The sequence below is a fragment of the Williamsoniiplasma somnilux genome (assembly GCF_002804005.1).
Lineage (GTDB): Bacteria > Bacillota_I > Bacilli_A > Mycoplasmatales > Mycoplasmataceae > Williamsoniiplasma > Williamsoniiplasma somnilux.
On record NZ_CP024965.1, the window covers coordinates 532,102 to 551,700 of the forward strand.

Sequence of the window (19,599 nt, forward strand, 5' to 3'; positions counted from 1 at the left end):
TATGTGGCCTATAATTCGTTTAAAATGTCTGATACATTTTCAACAAGTTTTGCACCTTGTTTAATTAAGTTATTACCTAATTTAAAACAAGAATCAATTCTTTCGGGAACGGCAAATATTTCCTTGCCATCGTTCAAAGCATAATTTATTATTTTTGAACAAGATGAATTTGATTTAGCTTGTGTAATAACAAAAGCTTTTCCAAGACCCGCAATTAAACGATAAAGAAAATTATCAGATTCTTCCGAATTTAAAGAATCATTTTCGTAAGATTCAGAAACTAATAAGTAATTTGTTGTTTTTAATAATTTTAAAAAATCTTTATTAATTTTTTTAAAATCTTGAATACCTTTTTTAGTAACAAAAATAATTTTATTTTTGTTACTAATTAGTTTTTCGGTAAGTTTGAAATCAATTTCTACGTTATCGCCAATTAACAAAGTTCTATTTTCTTTTGTTAAACCTTCGCACAAATCATTCACAACTTTTTTGCCATATTCATCATGTTGGTTTTCAAGGTTTAAAAAAATAATTTGATGGTAATTTGCTAATAAGTTTAAATCACCTTCTGTAAAAATAACAAACGGTGGTTTATGAGAATTTTTTAAACTAATGGGGTATAGAGGGTTAATGATAGAAATGAATGTAGAATCTATTTTTTTTGTTTCTGCTAAGAATTGTTCATGATCAATTTTTTCTTTTTTATCCAAAGCTGTATATATTTTTTCTCAATTTCCTTGATACTTAAGCGAAAAATAAAGTAAGACATTGTCCATTAATTTAAATACACAACTTTAGTAGCTAAAACTTCATTAGCATAATTACTATGTTCTGAATTCCCAAAAGATTGTATTCTTCCTTCAATTCCTATAAAAGCTTGGTCATGTAATGAAAATTCATCATCAACACTATTCGATCAACACTTAATATTTATTAAATCCTCTGCTAATTCACCATTTTTTTTCTTATAAGTTCGTGGTACTCTTAATAAAAATTTATAAAGTTTTTTAGCACCATCTTCTGATGCAAAAGCAACCGTTGCATCACCTTCAATTTGACCAATTATATTGACATTATTCATATTTTTTCCTTTCTTTTGGGGTTACCCAATATAGATTAGAAAAAAATATTTATTTTAATTATTTTTTAATTATTTTTTTGATTGGAGCATAGGTTAATCTATGAATTGGTAAAACACCGAATTGAATAACAAGACTTTGGTGTTCTAATGTGCAATAACCTTTGTGTTTTTCAAAGTTATAATGAGGAAATTTTTTTGCATAGTTAACCATTATTTGATCTCTAGTGACTTTTGCTAAAATTGATGCAGCTGCAATATTTTGCGAAAGATCATCACCTTTAATTATTTTTATACATTCAAATCCATCTATTTCAATTTTTTCTCCATCGACCAAGCAAATTTCAGGAGTTATTTTAAGTGATTGAATTGATTCTTGCATACCTAAAATTGAAGTTGCTTTAGGATTTAATTTATCAACAATTTCAGAATCATAAATTTTAATATCATAAGTTAAAGCGACTTCTATGATTTCGTTAAACAAACTTTCTCTTAATTTTTTAGGTAATTTTTTCGAATCTCTAATTAGAGAATTTTGGTAACTTTTAGGCAAAATAACAGAAGCGACAACAATTGGTCCAGCCATAGCTCCTCGCCCTGCTTCATCACTTCCTGAAATATAAGTTATGTCTTTATTTGTACGAATTAAATTATCAAATTCAAAAAGATCACGTTTTATCATTGTGTTGTTATATCTTCAATTTTTTCGTTCATAATTGAATCTTGTGGTTCTTCGATAATTATATCACTAGGTCTTTCGAAAGAAATCTTACCGATTTTTCCATTTGCTAAATCACGAATAAATGCTTGCATAACTCTTTCAATATCTGGTATTTCATTAGCGATAATTCATCCTAAAGAAGTTGCAATCATTTCAAAAAGATAATAAGAATCAATTGTTTCAATAGGTCTTTTCAAAGATGAAACAAGATGGTATTTTTTTTCAATTAAATTATTATAGTTGTTGTAAACATATTTCATAAGTCTTGAAGCAACTCTTTCTCTTGGATATACATCTTCTTTTATAGAATAGATTCCACAAATATTTGTTGCTGTTAATTCGTTTTCTAATTTAGCTGGTAAAACTCCTGGAGTATCCATTAAAGTTATGCGTTTATTTAAAGATAATGTTTGAATACCTCTCGTAACACCAGGCTTATTACCAACTTTTACACTTTTATCTCTAATAATTTTGTTAATAAAAGTAGATTTACCAACATTGGGAATACCTATCACTAAAACATTGATTAAAGAATTTACAAATCCTTTTGCTCTATCTTTGTCTTGTTTTTCTTTGGTCGCATGATCAATTGCATTAATTAAATCTTTAACGATGTTTTTATTATTTGGATCAATAACAAAAACATGTTTATTATTTGATTCAAAAAAGTTAATTCATTGTTTGGTGATGTTTGGGTCTGCTAAATCAGCTTTGGAAATAACACACAAAACAGGTTTACTATCAAGAATTTTTTTAAAAGTTTGGTTTTGTGAAGAATAAGGGGCACGAGCATCAACAATTTCAATTACCAAATCAACAATTGGGATTCGTTTTTCAATCTCCTTTAAAGTTTTATTCATATGCCCCGGGAATCAATTAAAATCAACACTCATATTATTTGTTCTCCTCTTCAATACTATTAAATTATATCTTGTAATGAAAAGTAATGGAAATAAAAAAACGAACATTAAGTTCGTCATTTTTATTTTGCTTTTTTAGTGGCTTTTTTAGCAGCTGCTGCTGCTTCTTTAGCTTCTTTTGAAGGCAATACTTCTTTAATACGTGCAGCTTTACCAGTTAATTTTCTAATGTAGTAAATTCTTGCACGACGCACACGTCCACGTTTTACCAGCTCAACTTTATCGATGATTGGTGAGTGTAATGGGAAAGTTCTTTCCACAAAAACACCATTAGACATTTTTCTAACAACAACAGAATAAGAAATTCCTGATCCTTGAGTTTTAATTACAAGTCCTTCAAATGATTGAATACGAAATTTTTCCCCTTCTTTAATTTTTACATCAACTCTAATAGTATCCCCTGAAGTAAAATCAGGCAAATCACTACGTAATTGATTATTAATTACATCATATTTAGATGTAGTTACTTTAGTTGTTTTTGTACTCATGTTATTTTTCTCCTTTCGAAATATATTCTTTATAAATTTTTAATTGATGATCATTTAATTTGCTTTCATCAATTAAATCAGGTCGCTTTTTAATAGTTGCAATAATTTGTTGTTCTTCCCTAAACTTTTGAATATTAGCATGGTGCCCACTTAATAAAACTTCTGGTACTAATTCACCACGAAAATCGATTGGTTTAGTATAAACTGGATAATCCAATAATTGATTTTCAAAACTTTCTTTTTCATGTGATTCTTGATTGATAACTCCAGATACTAATCTTGTTATTGAATCTAACAAAACTAATGCCGGTAGTTCTCCACCCGTTAAAACATAATCACCAATAGAAATTTCTTGATCAACATATTTTAAAACTCTTTCATCAAAACCTTCATAATGACCACAAACAATAATTATATGCTTATGATTGTTAACAAATTCTTTTGCATGATTTTGTTTTCAAGTTTTTCCTTGTGGTGAGGTTAGAATTACAAACGAATCTTCACTTTTAATTGACTCAATAGCTTCAACAACTGGTTCAGGCATTAAAACCATACCTTTACCCCCACCAAATTGATATTCATCAATTTGGTTATGGCGTAATTTAGAAAAAGTTCTTAAATCAATGATTTCAACTTTAATTAAATTCTTATCTAAAGCTTTTTTGATAATTGATTGGCTAACATAATTGTTTATAACATTAGGAAACAAAGTAATGATTGAAAATTTCATTATTTTAAACCCTCCACATTTTGTAACACTATTGTTTTATTTTCAAGAATTAATTCTTTAACATAAACATCAACCATTGGTACTCAAAAAGCTTTTTGTTCACTTACTAATTTAATTTTAATTAAGTTTTGAGCACCATTATTCATAAAATCAGTAATTTCACCCTTTTGATTATTAAATGTAACTTCAAATTGCAATCAATCAATTTCTTTTTCTAAAATTTTAAATTCGTCATTAATGTAAAGTTCTAAGTTTTTAAACTTGACGACATCATTTATACTATTTAAATCCAAAAATTTGATTAATAAAGTTAAACCTTTAAATTCGATTTTTTCAACTCTTAAAGGTATCAATGAACTATTATGATTTTTGTAAAAAATTACCTTAATCAAATTAATGTCACCAACAAGCTTAATATCCTTAGCAAAAACCAATTTTATAAAACCTTTGGTTCCAAAAGTATTTACAACAGTTCCTATATGAATCATTTTATTTTCTAAATTCATGGCATACTCACTATTCTAAATTGATCTTTGGGTTTAAAACAAAGCCAATTATTGTTAGTAATATTTTAAAGCTATTTTTTAGCGTCTGATTTTTTTGTAGCTAATTTAGCATTGTGATAAGTAGTCATAATACCTTCTTTAGAAAAAATATCTTTAACAGTATCTGTTGGTTGTGCTCCATTATTTAATCATTTTAATGCTAATTCTTTATCCAATTTAATTTCATCTTTTAATGGATCGAATGTACCTACTAATTCAATGTATTGACCATTACGGTTAACACGTGAGTCAGCTGCAACGATTCTATAGAATGGATTTTGTTTTTTACCAATTCTTTTTAATCTTAATTTAACCATTTTTTACCTCCGTATTTCTTTTTAAACCTTGTTAATAATATAACAAAAAAATAACAGTGTCAAGTAATTTAACTTAACACTGTTATTTGTGATATTTTTCATTGTTATTTATTTTAAAAGCGCGGTAAATTTGCTCTAAAAGTACAACTCTAAACAATTGATGTGGCAATGTAATAGGACCAAAAGATATTCCTTGATATTTATTTTTAAACTCATTAGTAAAACCATCACTTGGTCCAATCACAAACTGGAGTTTTCCTGATTTAAAATTTTTATTTTTACTAATTATTTCAGAAAATTCTTCACTAGATTTATATGTAGAAGATACATTTAAAATAACTGTTTCAAATTCTTTATTTGCTAAAATTTTTTTTTCTAAAATTTCGCAATTAATACTTTTGTTTTTTTCAAAATCGGCATGAAATTCTTCTTTTAATTGAATAATTTCTAAATCACAGAATTTTGAGAGTCATTTTAAATAATTTTCAGAGGCTTCCTCAAAATATTTTGCATCCATTTTTCCAAAACAAATAATTTTTATCTTCATATTTAAATAAAACAGTCTAACGACTTTTACATCCCTCCAAAACCACGACCACCGAATTGAGGCATACGTCCTGATTTCATCATTTTAGTCATTTCCATAACTTGTTTTTTTCCTTTATCAAAATTATTAATTAATTCATTAAATTCTTTTTCGCTTCTTCCAGAACCTCTAATAATTCTATTTTTGCGAGTAATTGCTTTAAGAAGCCTTGGATCACGTCTTTCCTTCAAAGTCATAGAATCCATAATTATTGAAAAAATTACTAATTTTCTTTGAGCATCATTAACTTGGTCTTCACTAATTTTACCAGCTCCTGGCATCATTTTTAAAAGTCCACCAATGTTACCCATTTTGGCTACTTGGGCTAATTGATTTCTAAGGTCTTCCATATCATATTGACCCATAAACATTCTTTTCATAGTTTTTTGCATTGAACGTTCATCAATATTTTCAACTGCTTTTTCATAAAGAGTTTCAATATCTCCCATTCCCAAAATACGATCAGACATACGTTTTGGATAAAATGGCGATAATGAAGAAACTCCTTCACCTTCACCAATAAATTTAATTGGTAATTTAGTCATGTAAGTAATCGATAAAGTTGCTCCACCACGAGCATCACCGTCTAATTTAGTTACAATAACACCAGTTAATTTTAATAATCTATTAAATTCATTTGTAACATTAATTATTTCTTGACCAATCATTCCATCAACAACTAAAAGAGTTTCACTTGGAGATGTGTTTTTACGTAATTCATTTAATTCGTTCATTAATTTTTCATCAATTTGTAAACGTCCTGCAGTATCTAGAATAATTACATCATGTCCATTTTGTTCAGCAAATTCTAAAGCTTGTTTAGCAGTAATTATTGGATCTTGTTTACCTTTTTCAAACACTGAAATATTGTTTTTTTGCCCCAATTCCACTAATTGTTCAATTGCACCAGGTCTATAGATGTCTAGTCCTACCAATAAAGGGTTTTTAGAATTTTTTTTACGAACTAAATGCGCTAATTTATTTGCGGTTGTAGTTTTTCCAGAACCTTGTAAACCGACCATCATAATTACACTTGGTTTTTTAGATAATTCTAATGGTGAATTCTCTTTTCCTAAAATTTCAATAAGTTCATCATGAACTATTTTAACCATTTGTTGATTAGCTTTAACACCTTCTTGGATATATCCGCCTTCAGCTTTTTCTTTGATTTTTGCAATAAGTTCTTTAACAACATCAACATTAACATCGGATTCTAATAATGCTAATCTTATTTCTTTAAGGGTATCCTGAATATTTTCTGCAGTTAAGGTTGATTTTTGCATGTTTTTTTCAATTGATTTTTTCATTTTTTTAGATAAAAAATCACCAAACGCCATAAATTTCTCCTCTTTTCTTAATTAACAATTATTATATCAAATAACCAACAAAATTAGAATTTCATAATTCCATGTTATTCACTAATTTTCTACCAAAAATTCTAGAGTTATCTATGTTAATTTCTGTAATCTTAAATCCTAAATCTTTTGCTAAATCAAAAATTAAATTAGCTTTATAGCCTTGTGTTTCCAATTTGATATTCAAAATTTCTTCAAGACCAAACTGACGAATTTCACTCCCGTATAATTCAGCTTTTTTAATTAAAATTAAACGACGATCAGTTAAACCTATCATTCAAGTACTATACTCGATTATGCCAACAATTACCCCGTGAAGAATTTCGTTTGCAAAAAGTTCTTTTGCTAAAGTTTGGAATTCTATTGTATCAATTAAATCTATACCTAATTGTGTACTAGTTTTTATTTGCTCAATCAATTTTTTCGAAAGTTCCTTCATAATCTTTTTTATACCTCTTGTTCTTATTTTAAATTTTATTCCGAAAATTAAAAATAAGGGAATAAACCCTTATCTAATTATTCTTACTTCTCTTTTTTCTCTAATTAATGTTATTGTTGTGTCACCAGGGATTTTAGCGCTATTTTCGATAGCTTCTTTAACTCTTTCAATAGTTTCTGACATTTGTTCGTCATTAACAGTTGTCGGATCAACGATAACTCTTATTTGTCTTCCTGATTGTAAAGCATAGGCTTTATCAACTCCAGGAATAGCATTGCATGCTTTTTCAATTTCTTTCATTCTAGTAAAAAATTCACTAACAGTGTTATTTCTTGCTCCAGGTCTTGAAGCACTGATAGAGTCTGCAATTGAAACAATTGCTGCAATTGGTGTTTCTTTTGCAACGTCTTCATGATGAGATTCAATTGCATTAATAACAACATCGTTTTCACCATATTTTCTAGCAACATCAACTCCTAAGATAACGTGGTTTCCTTCTTGTTCAAAGTCCACAGCTTTTCCAATATCGTGTAATAGTCCGGCGCGAATAGCATCTTTTACATTTAGATTTAGTTCTGCTGCAATTGAACCTGCAATTTTTGCAACTTCAACTGAGTGTAATAAAACACTTTGACCATAACTTGTACGATATTTTAATTTACCAACTAATTTAACCAATTCGATATCCATGTTTGATATTTCTAATTCTTTAACAACATTAGTACCTTCTTCTAAAATAATTTCGTTAATATTCTCTTCTTGCTTTTTTAATTCTGATTCTATTTTCGAAGGTTGAATACGCCCATCAATTAACAATTTTTCAAGGGTTCTTTTAGCGATTTCTCTTCGGATTGGATTAAATGAAGAAATAACAACCACTCCAGGGGTATCATCAATTACAACATCAACTCCTCCTGATTGCTCGAAAACTTTAATATTTCTTCCATCTTTACCAATAATACGTCCTTTTAGATCATCATTTTCTAACTTAATAACATTGGTTGTTTTATCATTAGCGATTTCTGTTGCATATTTTTCCATTGAAGAAATAATAATACCATTACTCAATTCTTTCGCTTTGTTGTGAGCTTCTAATTCTGCATTTTTGATATAGGAATTAGTTTCTTTTCGAATTTTGAATTTTACTGTTTCAAGTAACAATTCACGAGCAGTTTCACTACTAATTCCTGATATTTCTTCTAAGGCAATAATAATATTGTTTATTTTAATGTCATATTCTTGCCCGCGTTTTTCTAGGGATACTTCCAATGCGTTCAAACGTTGTTGTTTAATTTTGTTTAGGGCTTGTTCTTTCTCTAATAGAGACAAATCGCCCTTAATTCTGATAGCCTCTAAATCAAGCTCATGAATTCTTTTGTCTCTTTCTCTTTGAAATTCTAATTTAAGTTCGTTTATTTCTCTATAACCATTTGCAAGGATAGATTTTCTAGCTATTTTTGCTTCTTTTTGAGCCTTATTGACTAAATTTTTTTGACTTTTAGAAAATTTAAGCCAGACTATCACCAAGATGGCAAGTACTAGAGCTACAGCTAGTAGCACAATAACGATAATTTGTGTCATTTCTAATATCTTCTTTCTATCAGAAAAGCGTGGTGTGCGTTAGCACTCTTTGATTATAGCAAAAACAAGATAACAACTACAATTGAGGCTTGTAAATAAAAACTCACTTTATAGAAGTAAGTTTTTATTTGTTTTAATTTTCTATATTTTTAACTTTTTTATTGAACAACAAAAAAAGCAGTTTTCACTGCTTTTCTACTTATTTACTAAATTACATTATTCTTTTACTCGCCCAAAAAATTTATTTATTAATATATTTTTCTAATTCTTGTTCTATTTTTTTAGAAATATCAGGATTATTTAACATTCATTCAGAAACATTTTGTTTACCTTGACCAATTTTTTGATCGTTATAAGAATATCAAACACCAGATTTTTTAATAATATTATAAAGCACTGCTAAATCAATTATTTCTCCATTTCGGTCAATTCCTTGATTATAATTAATTGTTATTAAAGCCGTTTTGAAAGGTGGTGCTACTTTGTTTTTAACCACCTTTACTTTTACTTTATTTCCAATATTTTCACCATTATTTAAAATTTGTTCACTTTTTCGAACTTCAATTCTTACAGAAGAATAAAATCTTAACGCTCTTCCTCCGGGTGTTATTTCTGGAGAACCGAAAATAACACCAACTTTTTCTCTTAATTGGTTAATAAAAATAACAACAGTATTGGTTTTAGAAATAATGCCGTTAAGTTTTCTTAAAGCTTTGGACATCAATCTAGCTTGCAATCCAATTGATTGATCACTCATTTCTCCATCTAATTCCGCTTTAGGCACTAAAGCTGCAACCGAATCCAAAATAACAATATCAATAGTGTTTGATTTTACTAACATTTCTAAAATATCTAAAGCTTGTTCTCCGTTATCAGGTTGAGCTACTAATAAATTTTTAATATCCACTGTTAAAGATTTTGCATAATTAGCATCAAGAGCATGTTCGACATCAATAAATGCAGCAATACCACCTTTTTTTTGTGCTTCAGCAATTGCGTGTAATCCTAAAGTGGTTTTACCTGAAGATTCAGGTCCGAAAATTTCAATGATTCTGCCTTTAGGATAGCCCCCAATGCCAATTGCCTGATCAATTAAAAAACTACCTGTCGGAATTACTTCTTTTATTAAAATTTTATTGTCGTCACCAAGCGACATAATTGAACCTTTACCAAAATTTTTCTCAATATCGCGCAAAACTTCTTTTAAATTTTCGTCTTCTCAAACATTTGTTATTTTTTCATCGCTAGATTTTTTCGCCATGGTAATCTCTCCTTGGTTTTTTGAATTATTTGTTTTTGTTGTTAGTTCTTCCATAATAACCTCCATTAAGGTTTAGAAAGAAAAATTATTTTTTGATTAAATTCAAAATTTCTTTGAAAGCAAAATTAACTGCCCCAATTTTAAATTTATAACGATCTTCAGTTTTCATTTCAAATTTAAATGATTCTAGACGGCCTAAAAATAAAATCGAAATATAAGCTGTTCCTACATTTTTATTTTCCAAACTTGTCGGTCCAGCATTACCAGTAAATGAAATTGTTAGATGCGATTTTAATAATTTTTGGGTTTTAAGAACCATTTCTTCAGCACATTCTTGAGAAATTACTCCATATTTTTTAATAACTCGTTTGCTTACTTTAACAATATTTTTTTTCATTGTTTCAGAATAGCTAATAAATGAACCAACAAAAACTTTGCTCGATCCAGGAATATTTGTTAATTTGTTGCTAAACATTCCTCCAGTAAAAGATTCACAAGCACTAATTTTTAAATTTTGTTCATGTAAAATCGTCAATACTTCTGTTGCCAAAATTTTCATTTGTTCACCACAATCTATTAAAAAATACAAGATTTTGCATAACCCACGTTCTGTACTGTTTCCAGTGTCAACCATCTATCTACATTGCTGTCCTAAGTTAAGTTCAATTCCTCTTCTTAGACTCCTCTACCAAAATTTGAGTTTCTTACTTGTGGGGTTTACCGCGTTCCATTTCCAGGTTTCCCTTTATTCGTCTCTGTGGCACATTAGTAACATCACCATAGTTTCCCTTAGGTTAGTTACGCCGTCATCAAAATGATGCCTAATCTTATTTTTTCAATTAGCACAAACACTACAATCATCGCAGATTGTGTAAGCGTGGAGTTTCCTCTATATCATTTTTCAGATATAGCGATTGACTATCAAAATCTTATTATAATTTTATCTCAATTAAGTAATAAAAATCAGTTTTTACAAACTAATTAGTTTATTTATTGATTTTATTTAAAATAGCTTGTAATGTACTTTCCATGTTTGAAATTCTTGATATTAGATCTGAACTAGTTAATTGTTCTTTTATATTATCCAAATATTTTTTAAAAATATCTAAATTAGCACTTTCCATATTTTCATATTTATTTTTTAAAGAGAATAAGTCATTATTAAGTGACTCATTCTTTTTTTTGTATTCTTCAATAATTTTTGAAAAATATACATAATCTTTTTGAATATCATCTAAAAAATCTTCTACTTCTTCTGCTTTGTAACCCTTAATTTCTATTGTAAAACTCTTGTTATAAATATCTTCGGCATTAAATTTATTAATTTCATTATTCATTTTTAAAATCTCCTTTCTAAATTTTAACATTTTTGTCTAATCATATATGAGGTGAAAGAATGAAACCAATAAACAATCAAGGAATGTTTTTAGAAGAAATTTTAAACATTACACACAATAAGTATGAACAACAAGAGATTTGCAGTGTTTCAAAAATACCGACAAATATAGGAGTGGTAAAAACAAATCATAATAAATTAATTAATTCTGCTCTTTTCAAAGAATCTAGTAACTGCGATTACATCGGAAATTTTATAGGTCGCTATTTTGAATTTGAAGCAAAGGAAACTTACCAAGATTTTTTTAACTGACAAGGTATTAGAAAAAATCAAATTAAAAAATTAAATCATATTTTAGCAACCAATGGTTTAGCTTTTTTAATTATTTATTTTGGACAATTTGACAAATATTTTTTGATTGATTTTGCTCTTCTACAATTTAGAGTTAATAATTTTGGACAAAAAGTTTATTTTCAATGATTCGAAAAAAATGCTCATGAGTTATTTTTAACTCATGAGCTTAAACTTGATTATTTACAATGCTTTAATTCTCTAACCAATTGAATCTAGTAAGCATTTTATTTTTATTACTAATTTCTTTGGCAATGATTTTAATTAATTCTTCATAGTTTTTAAATTCATTGTTATTAACAATTCTAAAAAGTTGTTGTTTGCTAATCGTTCCATTAATCATTATGGTTATTTCATCCATTTGATCAGCTAATAATTTATTATCTAATTTATTATTAATAACTGAAAAAAGATCTTCATTTTCCTTCATCATGTATTCTTCTTGTAAGATTCCGATTAATCTCGTAAATAAAGGTGTTAAATCAATTTTTTTTGAGACAAATTTGATTAAATTATTATTTGACATTTTCGCTATCGCTTTATCAATATCTGAAGCTGATAAATGCATATTTTCCGCTAATGTATTAGGGGTTACAAATAAAGTTTTATCTTCGCTCAAATGCATAATCATTAAAATAATCATCACTTCATTTTCGCTTAAACCTGCTTTTTTGTATGTTGACATTAAAAGCATTCTTTTTCCTAGAAGTCCTTTTTTCATTAAGTCAGTAATCATTTTAACCTCCATAAAATTTTCAAAATAAAAGTTGCTAAATAATAATATTTAAGCAACTTTTATTTGTTATATCTAACACTAATTAGAATTAGTTTACAGCTTCTTTTAATTGTTTAGCTGCTTTAAATTTAGCTGCTTTAGAAGCAGCAATTTTAATCTTAGCTCCAGTTGAAGGATTAATACCTTCACGTGCAGCTCTTTTAGAAACTGAGAATTTTCCAAATGATGCGATTGAAACTTCCTCACCTTTTGCAAGTGCATTTGTGATTTCTTCAAAAATTGAAGTAATAATTCTTTCAACTTGTGATTTTGAAATATCTTCTGTTTCAATAATAACTTGTGCTAATTCTTTTTTAGTCATAGTCTTTTTCCTTTTCTTCTTAATTAATAAATATAATAAATTTAAACCAATTTAACGTCGTTAAAAACGTTGTTAATTAGAGCTATTGGCTTGGTATCATTATATAATATTTGAAACATATTTTCAAAAAGTGAGGTTTTTAAATTATATTTCTTACATAAATTAAAAGCTATTTTAGCTGAGCCCACTCCTTCGACTGTTAATTTATAATTTTCCATAGCTATTTTAGCAGAATTATATTTAGCGATTTTTCTTCCTAAAGTGAAATTTCTTGATTTTTGTGAAGAAGCTGTCAAGATTAAATCTCCTAAACCCGCAAAATTAAAGAAAGTTTCTAAACGAGCACCAAATTGCGAACCAATTAAAAACATTTCGTTAGCTCCAACCGTAATTAAAGAAGCTTGTGCATTATCTCCGGCTTCAAATCCGAATAAAATTCCAGATCCAATTGCCACAGTATTTTTTAAAGCTGCAGCAATCTCACATCCTGCTAAATCATTTCAAGGATAAACATAAAAATATTCATTGCTAAAAATTTTTGCTAAATCTTTAGCAACTTCAAGTTTATCAGAACAAAGCATCAGAGCTGTTGGTTTTCTTTGGGCAACTTCACTAGCAATTGAAGGACCATATAAAGCTGCGTATTCTTTCATCATTTTACTTTCTGCAAATTCTCTTTTAATTAAATCAGATAGCAAACCTAAATTTTCTTCATCTAAACCTTTTGCAGTATTTATGATAATCATTTCATTTTTTGCATATTTAATAATGTCTTTGATCACAGATTTTAAAGCAACAGTTGGTACTCCCAAAATTAAAATATCTGTCTTTTCTAAGGCAGCAGATAAGTCAGTTGTTGCTTTAATATTTTGATTAAATTTGATATCTCCTAAAAAAGTTGAATTTTTGTGATTAATATTTAAATCATTTACTTGTGTTTCAACGATTCCATACATAACAACGCTATGCCCGTTATCCGCCAATACATTAGCTAAACATGTTCCATAAGCTCCCGTTCCAATTATAGTGATATTTTTCATGCTAATTATTTCCTTTCTCTAAAAATTAGGTTTATTGGTACACCTTCAAATCCAAATTGCAATCGAATTTGATTTTCTAAAAATCTTTTATAAGAAAAGTGTACATAATCAGGATTGTTAACAAACATTACGAAAGTTGGTAAGTATGCTTCAACTTGTGAACCATAATAAATTTTTAATCTGCCACCATTATGATTCGGAGCTGGATTTATTAATTGTGCTCTATTTAAAACTTCATTGAAAACAGAAGTTTTAATAGTTTTCTTAAGACCTTCAACTATATTATCTACCGCTTGATAAACCTTGCCAATACGAGTTTTATCATTTGCTGAAATAAATAAAATTTGAGCATATTGGAGATATTTGAAATAACTACGGATTTCTTCTTCTTTATCATGTATTGCTTTTTCTTTGTTTTGTACTAAATCTCATTTGTTAGCAACAATTATAACTGGTTTTTTCTCTTCATGAGCCAACCCACCAATATTTGTATCTTGATCAGTAATTTTACTTGAAGAATCCACCATTAAAACGACAATGTCAGATGAATTAATTGTTGTTAAAGCTCTTAGATAAGAATATTTTTCAATATTTTCATAAATCTTACCTTTTTTACGAAGACCGGCAGTATCTACTAAAATATATTCTTTGCCCTCATGTTTAACTTTTGTGTCAACAGCATCAAGTGTAGTTCCGGCGACTGGAGAAACAATCATTCTGTTTTGTCCTGTTAAAGAATTGACAAGTGAAGATTTTCCAACATTTGGTTTTCCGATAATTGCTATTCTAGAAATTCCTGATTCAATATTATTTTCAATTTTAGGCATAGAGTGAACAATTTGATCAAGTAAATCACCAATTCCGATTCCGTGAGTAGAAGAAATCATTATAGGTTCACCAAGTCCTATCGACATAAATTCAAAAATATCTAAATTTAAATCTTTTTTATCGTATTTGTTAACAACAATTAAAACTGGTTTTTTTGTTTTGTATAAAATTCTTGCAATCATTTTATCTTCTTCAGTCAAACCTTCTTTGTAATTTAAAACAAAAACAATAACATCAGCTTCTTCTATTGCAATTTCGGCTTGAATTTTTATTTCTTTAGCAAATGGTTGATCTTCAAGAGTTATTCCACCTGTATCAATTACCAAAAATTCTCTAGTTAATCATTCGGCATTACCGTAAATTCTATCTCTAGTAACCCCTGGAGTATCTTCTACAATTGATTTTTTTTCACGAATTACACGATTAAATAATGAGGATTTACCAACATTAGGACGCCCAACAATTGCTACTATTCCTTTTTTGGCCATAATTAATCCTCACCTTCTAATTCTTTTATTTTTTTAATAACTTTTTTGACAACTGTTTCTAAACCTATTTTAGAATTGTCAATATACCAAGAATCTGAAGTTAATTTTAACGGACCTACTTCTCTATTTTTGTCTGTATAATCTCGTAAAATAATTGCATCCTTAATTACTTGCAAAGACATGTTTTTAATATTTGCTTTTAAATTTTGGTTATATCTTCTTTTTGCTCTTGAATCAATTGAAGAATCAAGATAAATTTTTAAATCAGCATCAGGTAAAACAACTGAAGTAATATCTCTTCCAACCATAATAACTCCGTTTTTTTTGTTATCAAGCGCAATTTTTCGTTGTGATTCAACCATCATATTTCTAACTTCAGAAATTCCTGTAATTGAATTAATATTTTCTAAAACTTCACTAGTTTGCAACTTCGACGTAACATCCATGTTGTTAACAAATATTTTATTGCCCTTAACCTCATAATTAAATTTGGGAATCAATTTTTTTATTTCATTAGGATTTTGAAAATTAATTTTTTCTAAAACTCCAAAAATAGTAAAAGCTCGATACATCAAACCTGTATCTATGAAAATATAATTCAATTTTTCAGCAATTTTTTTAAAAGTAATTGTCTTACCTGAACCAGCTGTGCCATCAACTGCTATTATTATTTTTTTCATTTTTCCTCCTATTAAACAACAAATGGTATAACTATGCACGAAATCATTGCAAAAATTATTATTGGAATTATAATAATAAATCATTTATAACTAATATTGTATTTATCTTTTTGCTTATTAATTTTTTCAATTGAAACTGTCATTTTCTTTTTTGCATCAGTAACTAAATTTGTTGTATCAATATCTTTATAATCTTTTATATATGCTTTTAAAACCGAAGTTTCCAATGAAGATTTGGCAATTATTTTGTTTTCCTTTGCTAAAAATTCATTAAGTTCCAAAAATTTTTTATTTTCTATTTCATTAATGGAGTTAATTTTTAGAATTAATTCTTTTAGTTCAATTTTATGAATTTGATCATGTATTAATTTAGGTGAACGATGTGCAGATTTATTTTTTCTAATACTTAAATGTGAATTGTCAATTGATTCTATTTCATTTAAATATTTTTTAATTGTGTGTTTAATTTCTGAATTAATCAATTCTTTACTCTTATCTTTTTCTAAATAAAATTTTTGCATTTCAAAATTTTTATTTAATTCATTTTTTATAGCGCTAAAGTGTTTGTAGTCAATTGATTCTAATTGTGAATATAAACTGTTTAAAAAATGATCATTTTTATCTTTTGAATTAATTTTTTCTATTTCTTTATTAAGTTGTTCAATTGTTTCCTTATGAAGTCTTTTTCTTGAAACAAATTCTGCCATCAAAACACCTCAATTTCCACTTATATAATTATAAAACATATCTAACCATAATTAGTTATAAATAAAAAATGAGCTCACAATATAAACTGTTTAATATTACCTTAATATGTTTCTTGAATAAACAATGCATGATAACTTAAATTAATTAATTTAAAATTTATGAAAACAAAAAAATATCAAAATTTATCAATAAATAAAAACAAATATCCTAAAAAAATAATTCAAAATGATTAAGGAATTATTATTGATTAAATATATAAAGGAATTTATATTAATAATAAAAAGGTTAAAACTAAATAAAAATTATTTTATTAAATAAATGGCTCAATTTTAAATAAAAAATATTTTTCATAATCACAAAAATATATTGAAATTATCGTTATAAATAATTTAATCAATTATTTATAACGATGGTTTAAAGGTCTAATTCTACCTTCTATTAAAACATAAAATGCATAAGCAATTCCATATCTTAAAATGTTGACTCCAAATATAGAAAAGAAAATCAAAGCAAATTCAGAGCTAATATGATCAAAAGAAATTGTCTCTTCAGGCAATAAATTTACATTAGTTGTTAAATCTTGAATTTTCAAAGCTAAAATAAAAGTTCCAGTTGAAATTAAAGCGGCAACTAATACTAAAATAATTGCTGGGGTAATGCGACGATATAAATCAACTTTTTTACTAGGATGCTTATGATAAGGTGAATTTTTAAAAACATAATAATAAAGAACTCAACTTAAAAGAATAATTAACGAATTACTCAAACTATCCATAAATGGTTGAATTCAACCGTGCTCCATTCCATGAATTAAATTATGTAAAATTGGCTCGATTATCGCTAGTAATAGTGCGAAAATTGGTCCTATTGCTGGTAATGCAAGCAACATAACAATTGTGTCTAAAAAACGAGTTTGAATATAAACTTGTCCTATTGGAATCGCTAAAGATTCTGTCAACATATCCATTGCAGAAGCAACAATTGCTAAAGCTAAAAATACACCCGTTAAAACAAGTCGGTAAATTAAGCTTTTTGAAGAAATTTTTAGCATTGTTGTAATTTTAAATTCATCTTCAGAAATATCATCATGATTTCCAAATTTATCAAAATGGTGATAACCATGGTAATGATCTTCTTTTCGATGATTTTCTTTTAAAACTTCTTGTTCATCTTTTAAATCAATAATTAAATCTTTTTTAAGTTTTTTTAATGTTTCTTGTGCGTTTTTAGGTTTTTTCATAATATCTCTCCTAACTATTTTTTTATTTTTAAATTTTCTTTATTTTAAAGCTACTAAAAGCGGTATCTATTAATTAAAATGATGGTTACTTTATACAGCATTAAGAAAATAATTACATTTACACTATATTTCAAAATATTAAACCCAAAAATGGTTCAATACATAGTTGAAGTTTTAAAACTATCATCAACACCATACATATCTAACAAAAAGGCATCATTCATTCAAACAGCAAATGCTGCTGTTAGCAAAACAACGATTACAGAAGCAATAACGTATATCAATACAATTATTTTAAAATTTTTACTTTCCTTAAATAATTGTTTTTGAACCAAAAATAATTTTGTTAAAAAAATTAACAATGTAAAAACTATCAAAAAGAATCCATCAACTAAGTTCATAGCAATTAATTCTACAGGTGTAGTTCCTGTGAACATCATTCGCATTCAAACAGTTAATTCCAAGAAAATTAAGCTGTAAAAAAAGTTAGTAATTAATTGAGTTAATAAAATAGTAAAAAATGTTATTTCTACAACTAAGAATCCTGCAATTGGCAACATTCCTAAAAGAAATTTACTAATTAAAGTAAAAATAACATTTAAAGCTAATAACATTGCCAAAATAGTAATTCTTGAAGTTTTTAAAGCAAAATATTCTTTTAGTACATGTTTATAATTTTTTTTATTTATTTCTGATAAATCATATTTATGTGATCAAATCCGATAATTTTGTTCCATATTTTTCTCCTCGTGTTTATGTTAATTATAATAATTATAAATTAAAAAAGTGATTTAATTTATATTTTTTATAAAATTGATTTTAATAATTATTTTAATAAGGTTAAAATATTATTGTTTAAGGAGAAATTATTTATTATGGCAAAAGAAAATGTAATTCCTATGATTGTTGAAATCCCAAAAGGATCAACAAATAAGTATGAAGTAAACGAAGTAACAGGAAGAATTGTTTTAGATAGAGTTTTATATGGAGCCAATTTTTATCCAGGAGAATATGGAATGGTTGAAAACACTTTAGACTGAGATGGTGATCCATTAGATGTAATATCGCTATGTACTTATCCAACTTTACCTGGTGTAGAGGTTAATGTTAGAATTTTAGGCGCAATCAAAATGATTGACAATGGAGAAATCGATACAAAATTATTTGGTGTTTTTGCAAACGATCCTCGTTTCGATACTTACAATAATTTTAAAGATGTACCTCAACATTTAAAAGATGAGATTACCAACTTTTTTATGCAATACAAAGCTTTACAAAATAAAACTGTAAGAATCGATGGATGAGTGGATGAAAAAGAAGCTTTACATGAATTAGCTGAATGCAAAGAAAGATTCAATGAATACAAAGAACGCATTAAAAATGGTGAAAAAGAAATAATTAAAGAAGAATGAAAAGTTAAAGGTTTAGGTCAAGCTTAAAAAAGATAAAAAATTATATTAATTATATTTTATGATAATATCTATTTATAATTTAATTAGGATATGATAAGCACCAATTATACATAATATATATAAAGAAAATAATGATAATGACGTCTGCAAATTTTTCGTAGACGTTTTTTATTTGCTCAGGAAAAAATATGAATATGTTATTTAATTTTGCAATTATAATTTTGGTTGTCTAAAAGATTTAGGTAAATTTACAGAAATCATTAAATTGCTAAAAAATTATTGGTTATATTGTTGAAAGAATCATTTTGGCTTCTTATGCAACAAATATAATTCAACCAGTATTAATAGAGGAATCGTTATTAAATTATGCATCTGATTTGTGAAAACTTGCATTAATC

The 19,599-nt window shown here is 27.0% G+C and carries 25 protein-coding genes and 1 other RNA gene; 2 read left to right on the forward strand and 24 right to left on the reverse strand.

The window, feature by feature from the left end; genetic code table 4:
- Positions 1-8: 8 nt before the first annotated feature.
- The 16 genes from ESOMN_RS02270 to ESOMN_RS02345 all read right to left on the reverse strand — a co-directional run bounded on the left by ESOMN_RS02270 (position 9) and on the right by ESOMN_RS02345 (position 11,358).
- Complete coding sequence (locus ESOMN_RS02270) at positions 9-776, reverse strand: DNA-processing protein DprA (protein WP_024863342.1); 768 nt, start codon at positions 774-776, stop codon at positions 9-11.
- Positions 776-1,081 carry a single stranded DNA-binding domain-containing protein gene (locus ESOMN_RS02275; RefSeq protein WP_024863343.1) on the reverse strand — a complete coding sequence of 102 codons (306 nt, stop codon included), beginning with the start codon at positions 1,079-1,081 and terminating at the stop codon, positions 776-778. The genes ESOMN_RS02270 and ESOMN_RS02275 overlap by 1 nt, the downstream gene beginning before the upstream one ends.
- Positions 1,082-1,139: 58 nt before the next feature.
- Positions 1,140-1,760 carry a ribonuclease HII gene (locus ESOMN_RS02280; RefSeq protein WP_024863344.1) on the reverse strand — a complete coding sequence of 207 codons (621 nt, stop codon included), beginning with the start codon at positions 1,758-1,760 and terminating at the stop codon, positions 1,140-1,142.
- The gene (gene ylqF / locus ESOMN_RS02285; protein WP_024863345.1) at positions 1,754-2,692 is read right to left on the reverse strand and encodes a ribosome biogenesis GTPase YlqF; all 939 of its coding nucleotides are present in this window, start codon (positions 2,690-2,692) and stop codon (positions 1,754-1,756) included. The genes ESOMN_RS02280 and ylqF overlap by 7 nt, the downstream gene beginning before the upstream one ends.
- Before the next feature lie 89 nt (positions 2,693-2,781).
- On the reverse strand, positions 2,782-3,207 hold the full coding sequence (rplS, locus tag ESOMN_RS02290) for a 50S ribosomal protein L19 (RefSeq protein WP_024863346.1): 426 nt from the start codon (positions 3,205-3,207) through the stop codon (positions 2,782-2,784).
- 1 nt (position 3,208) lies between these two features.
- On the reverse strand, positions 3,209-3,937 hold the full coding sequence (gene trmD, locus ESOMN_RS02295) for a tRNA (guanosine(37)-N1)-methyltransferase TrmD (protein ID WP_024863347.1): 729 nt from the start codon (positions 3,935-3,937) through the stop codon (positions 3,209-3,211).
- Positions 3,937-4,443 carry a ribosome maturation factor RimM gene (locus ESOMN_RS02300; protein ID WP_051445517.1) on the reverse strand — a complete coding sequence of 169 codons (507 nt, stop codon included), beginning with the start codon at positions 4,441-4,443 and terminating at the stop codon, positions 3,937-3,939. Before ESOMN_RS02300 ends, trmD begins: the two co-directional genes overlap by 1 nt.
- Positions 4,444-4,514: 71 nt before the next feature.
- Complete coding sequence (gene rpsP / locus ESOMN_RS02305; protein ID WP_024863349.1) at positions 4,515-4,799, reverse strand: 30S ribosomal protein S16; 285 nt, start codon at positions 4,797-4,799, stop codon at positions 4,515-4,517.
- An 82-nt stretch (positions 4,800-4,881) separates the two neighbouring features.
- Positions 4,882-5,346: a 23S rRNA (pseudouridine(1915)-N(3))-methyltransferase RlmH gene (locus tag ESOMN_RS02310; protein WP_024863350.1), complete on the reverse strand. Its 465-nt coding sequence runs from the start codon at positions 5,344-5,346 to the stop codon at positions 4,882-4,884.
- A 26-nt stretch (positions 5,347-5,372) separates the two neighbouring features.
- On the reverse strand, positions 5,373-6,722 hold the full coding sequence (gene ffh / locus ESOMN_RS02315) for a signal recognition particle protein (RefSeq protein ID WP_024863351.1): 1,350 nt from the start codon (positions 6,720-6,722) through the stop codon (positions 5,373-5,375).
- 31 nt (positions 6,723-6,753) lie between these two features.
- Positions 6,754-7,179: a PH domain-containing protein gene (locus ESOMN_RS02320; RefSeq protein WP_024863352.1), complete on the reverse strand. Its 426-nt coding sequence runs from the start codon at positions 7,177-7,179 to the stop codon at positions 6,754-6,756.
- Positions 7,180-7,248: 69 nt separating this feature from the next.
- Complete coding sequence (gene rny / locus ESOMN_RS02325) at positions 7,249-8,760, reverse strand: ribonuclease Y (protein WP_024863353.1); 1,512 nt, start codon at positions 8,758-8,760, stop codon at positions 7,249-7,251.
- 241 nt (positions 8,761-9,001) lie between these two features.
- Entirely contained in the window at positions 9,002-10,021 is a 1,020-nt protein-coding gene (gene recA / locus ESOMN_RS02330) for a recombinase RecA (RefSeq protein ID WP_034942495.1), read from the reverse strand.
- A gap of 85 nt (positions 10,022-10,106) precedes the next feature.
- Positions 10,107-10,580: a CinA family protein gene (locus tag ESOMN_RS02335; protein WP_034942498.1), complete on the reverse strand. Its 474-nt coding sequence runs from the start codon at positions 10,578-10,580 to the stop codon at positions 10,107-10,109.
- A 34-nt stretch (positions 10,581-10,614) separates the two neighbouring features.
- Positions 10,615-10,949, reverse strand: an RNA gene (gene rnpB / locus ESOMN_RS02340) — RNase P RNA component class B.
- A 58-nt stretch (positions 10,950-11,007) separates the two neighbouring features.
- Positions 11,008-11,358, reverse strand: coding sequence for a DivIVA domain-containing protein (locus ESOMN_RS02345; RefSeq protein WP_024863356.1), 351 nt, complete (start codon positions 11,356-11,358; stop codon positions 11,008-11,010).
- Positions 11,359-11,417: 59 nt separating this feature from the next.
- Between ESOMN_RS02345 and ESOMN_RS02350 the strand changes: the two genes are divergently transcribed.
- Complete coding sequence (locus ESOMN_RS02350) at positions 11,418-11,927, forward strand: Holliday junction resolvase RecU (RefSeq protein WP_024863357.1); 510 nt, start codon at positions 11,418-11,420, stop codon at positions 11,925-11,927.
- Here ESOMN_RS02350 and ESOMN_RS02355 read toward each other — a convergent pair.
- The 8 genes from ESOMN_RS02355 to ESOMN_RS02390 form a co-directional block, all read right to left on the reverse strand.
- On the reverse strand, positions 11,902-12,444 hold the full coding sequence (locus tag ESOMN_RS02355) for a DnaD family protein (RefSeq protein WP_024863358.1): 543 nt from the start codon (positions 12,442-12,444) through the stop codon (positions 11,902-11,904). The two genes, ESOMN_RS02350 and ESOMN_RS02355, sit on opposite strands and share 26 nt — an antisense overlap.
- A gap of 88 nt (positions 12,445-12,532) precedes the next feature.
- A complete protein-coding gene (locus ESOMN_RS02360) occupies positions 12,533-12,805 on the reverse strand; it encodes an HU family DNA-binding protein (RefSeq protein ID WP_024863359.1) in 273 nt (90 codons plus the stop codon).
- A gap of 41 nt (positions 12,806-12,846) precedes the next feature.
- Positions 12,847-13,845 carry an NAD(P)H-dependent glycerol-3-phosphate dehydrogenase gene (locus ESOMN_RS02365; RefSeq protein WP_024863360.1) on the reverse strand — a complete coding sequence of 333 codons (999 nt, stop codon included), beginning with the start codon at positions 13,843-13,845 and terminating at the stop codon, positions 12,847-12,849.
- A gap of 5 nt (positions 13,846-13,850) precedes the next feature.
- Positions 13,851-15,161 carry a ribosome biogenesis GTPase Der gene (gene der, locus ESOMN_RS02370; RefSeq protein WP_024863361.1) on the reverse strand — a complete coding sequence of 437 codons (1,311 nt, stop codon included), beginning with the start codon at positions 15,159-15,161 and terminating at the stop codon, positions 13,851-13,853.
- 2 nt (positions 15,162-15,163) lie between these two features.
- A complete protein-coding gene (gene cmk / locus ESOMN_RS02375; RefSeq protein WP_024863362.1) occupies positions 15,164-15,841 on the reverse strand; it encodes a (d)CMP kinase in 678 nt (225 codons plus the stop codon).
- Positions 15,842-15,852: 11 nt separating this feature from the next.
- Complete coding sequence (locus tag ESOMN_RS02380; protein WP_024863363.1) at positions 15,853-16,548, reverse strand: hypothetical protein; 696 nt, start codon at positions 16,546-16,548, stop codon at positions 15,853-15,855.
- 398 nt (positions 16,549-16,946) lie between these two features.
- Entirely contained in the window at positions 16,947-17,789 is an 843-nt protein-coding gene (locus ESOMN_RS02385) for an ECF transporter S component (RefSeq protein ID WP_024863364.1), read from the reverse strand.
- A 53-nt stretch (positions 17,790-17,842) separates the two neighbouring features.
- Positions 17,843-18,526: an ECF transporter S component gene (locus ESOMN_RS02390; protein ID WP_024863365.1), complete on the reverse strand. Its 684-nt coding sequence runs from the start codon at positions 18,524-18,526 to the stop codon at positions 17,843-17,845.
- A 138-nt stretch (positions 18,527-18,664) separates the two neighbouring features.
- Here ESOMN_RS02390 and ESOMN_RS02395 point away from each other — a divergent pair, with 138 nt between their 5' ends.
- Positions 18,665-19,228 carry an inorganic diphosphatase gene (locus ESOMN_RS02395; protein ID WP_024863366.1) on the forward strand — a complete coding sequence of 188 codons (564 nt, stop codon included), beginning with the start codon at positions 18,665-18,667 and terminating at the stop codon, positions 19,226-19,228.
- Positions 19,229-19,599 lie beyond the last annotated feature (371 nt).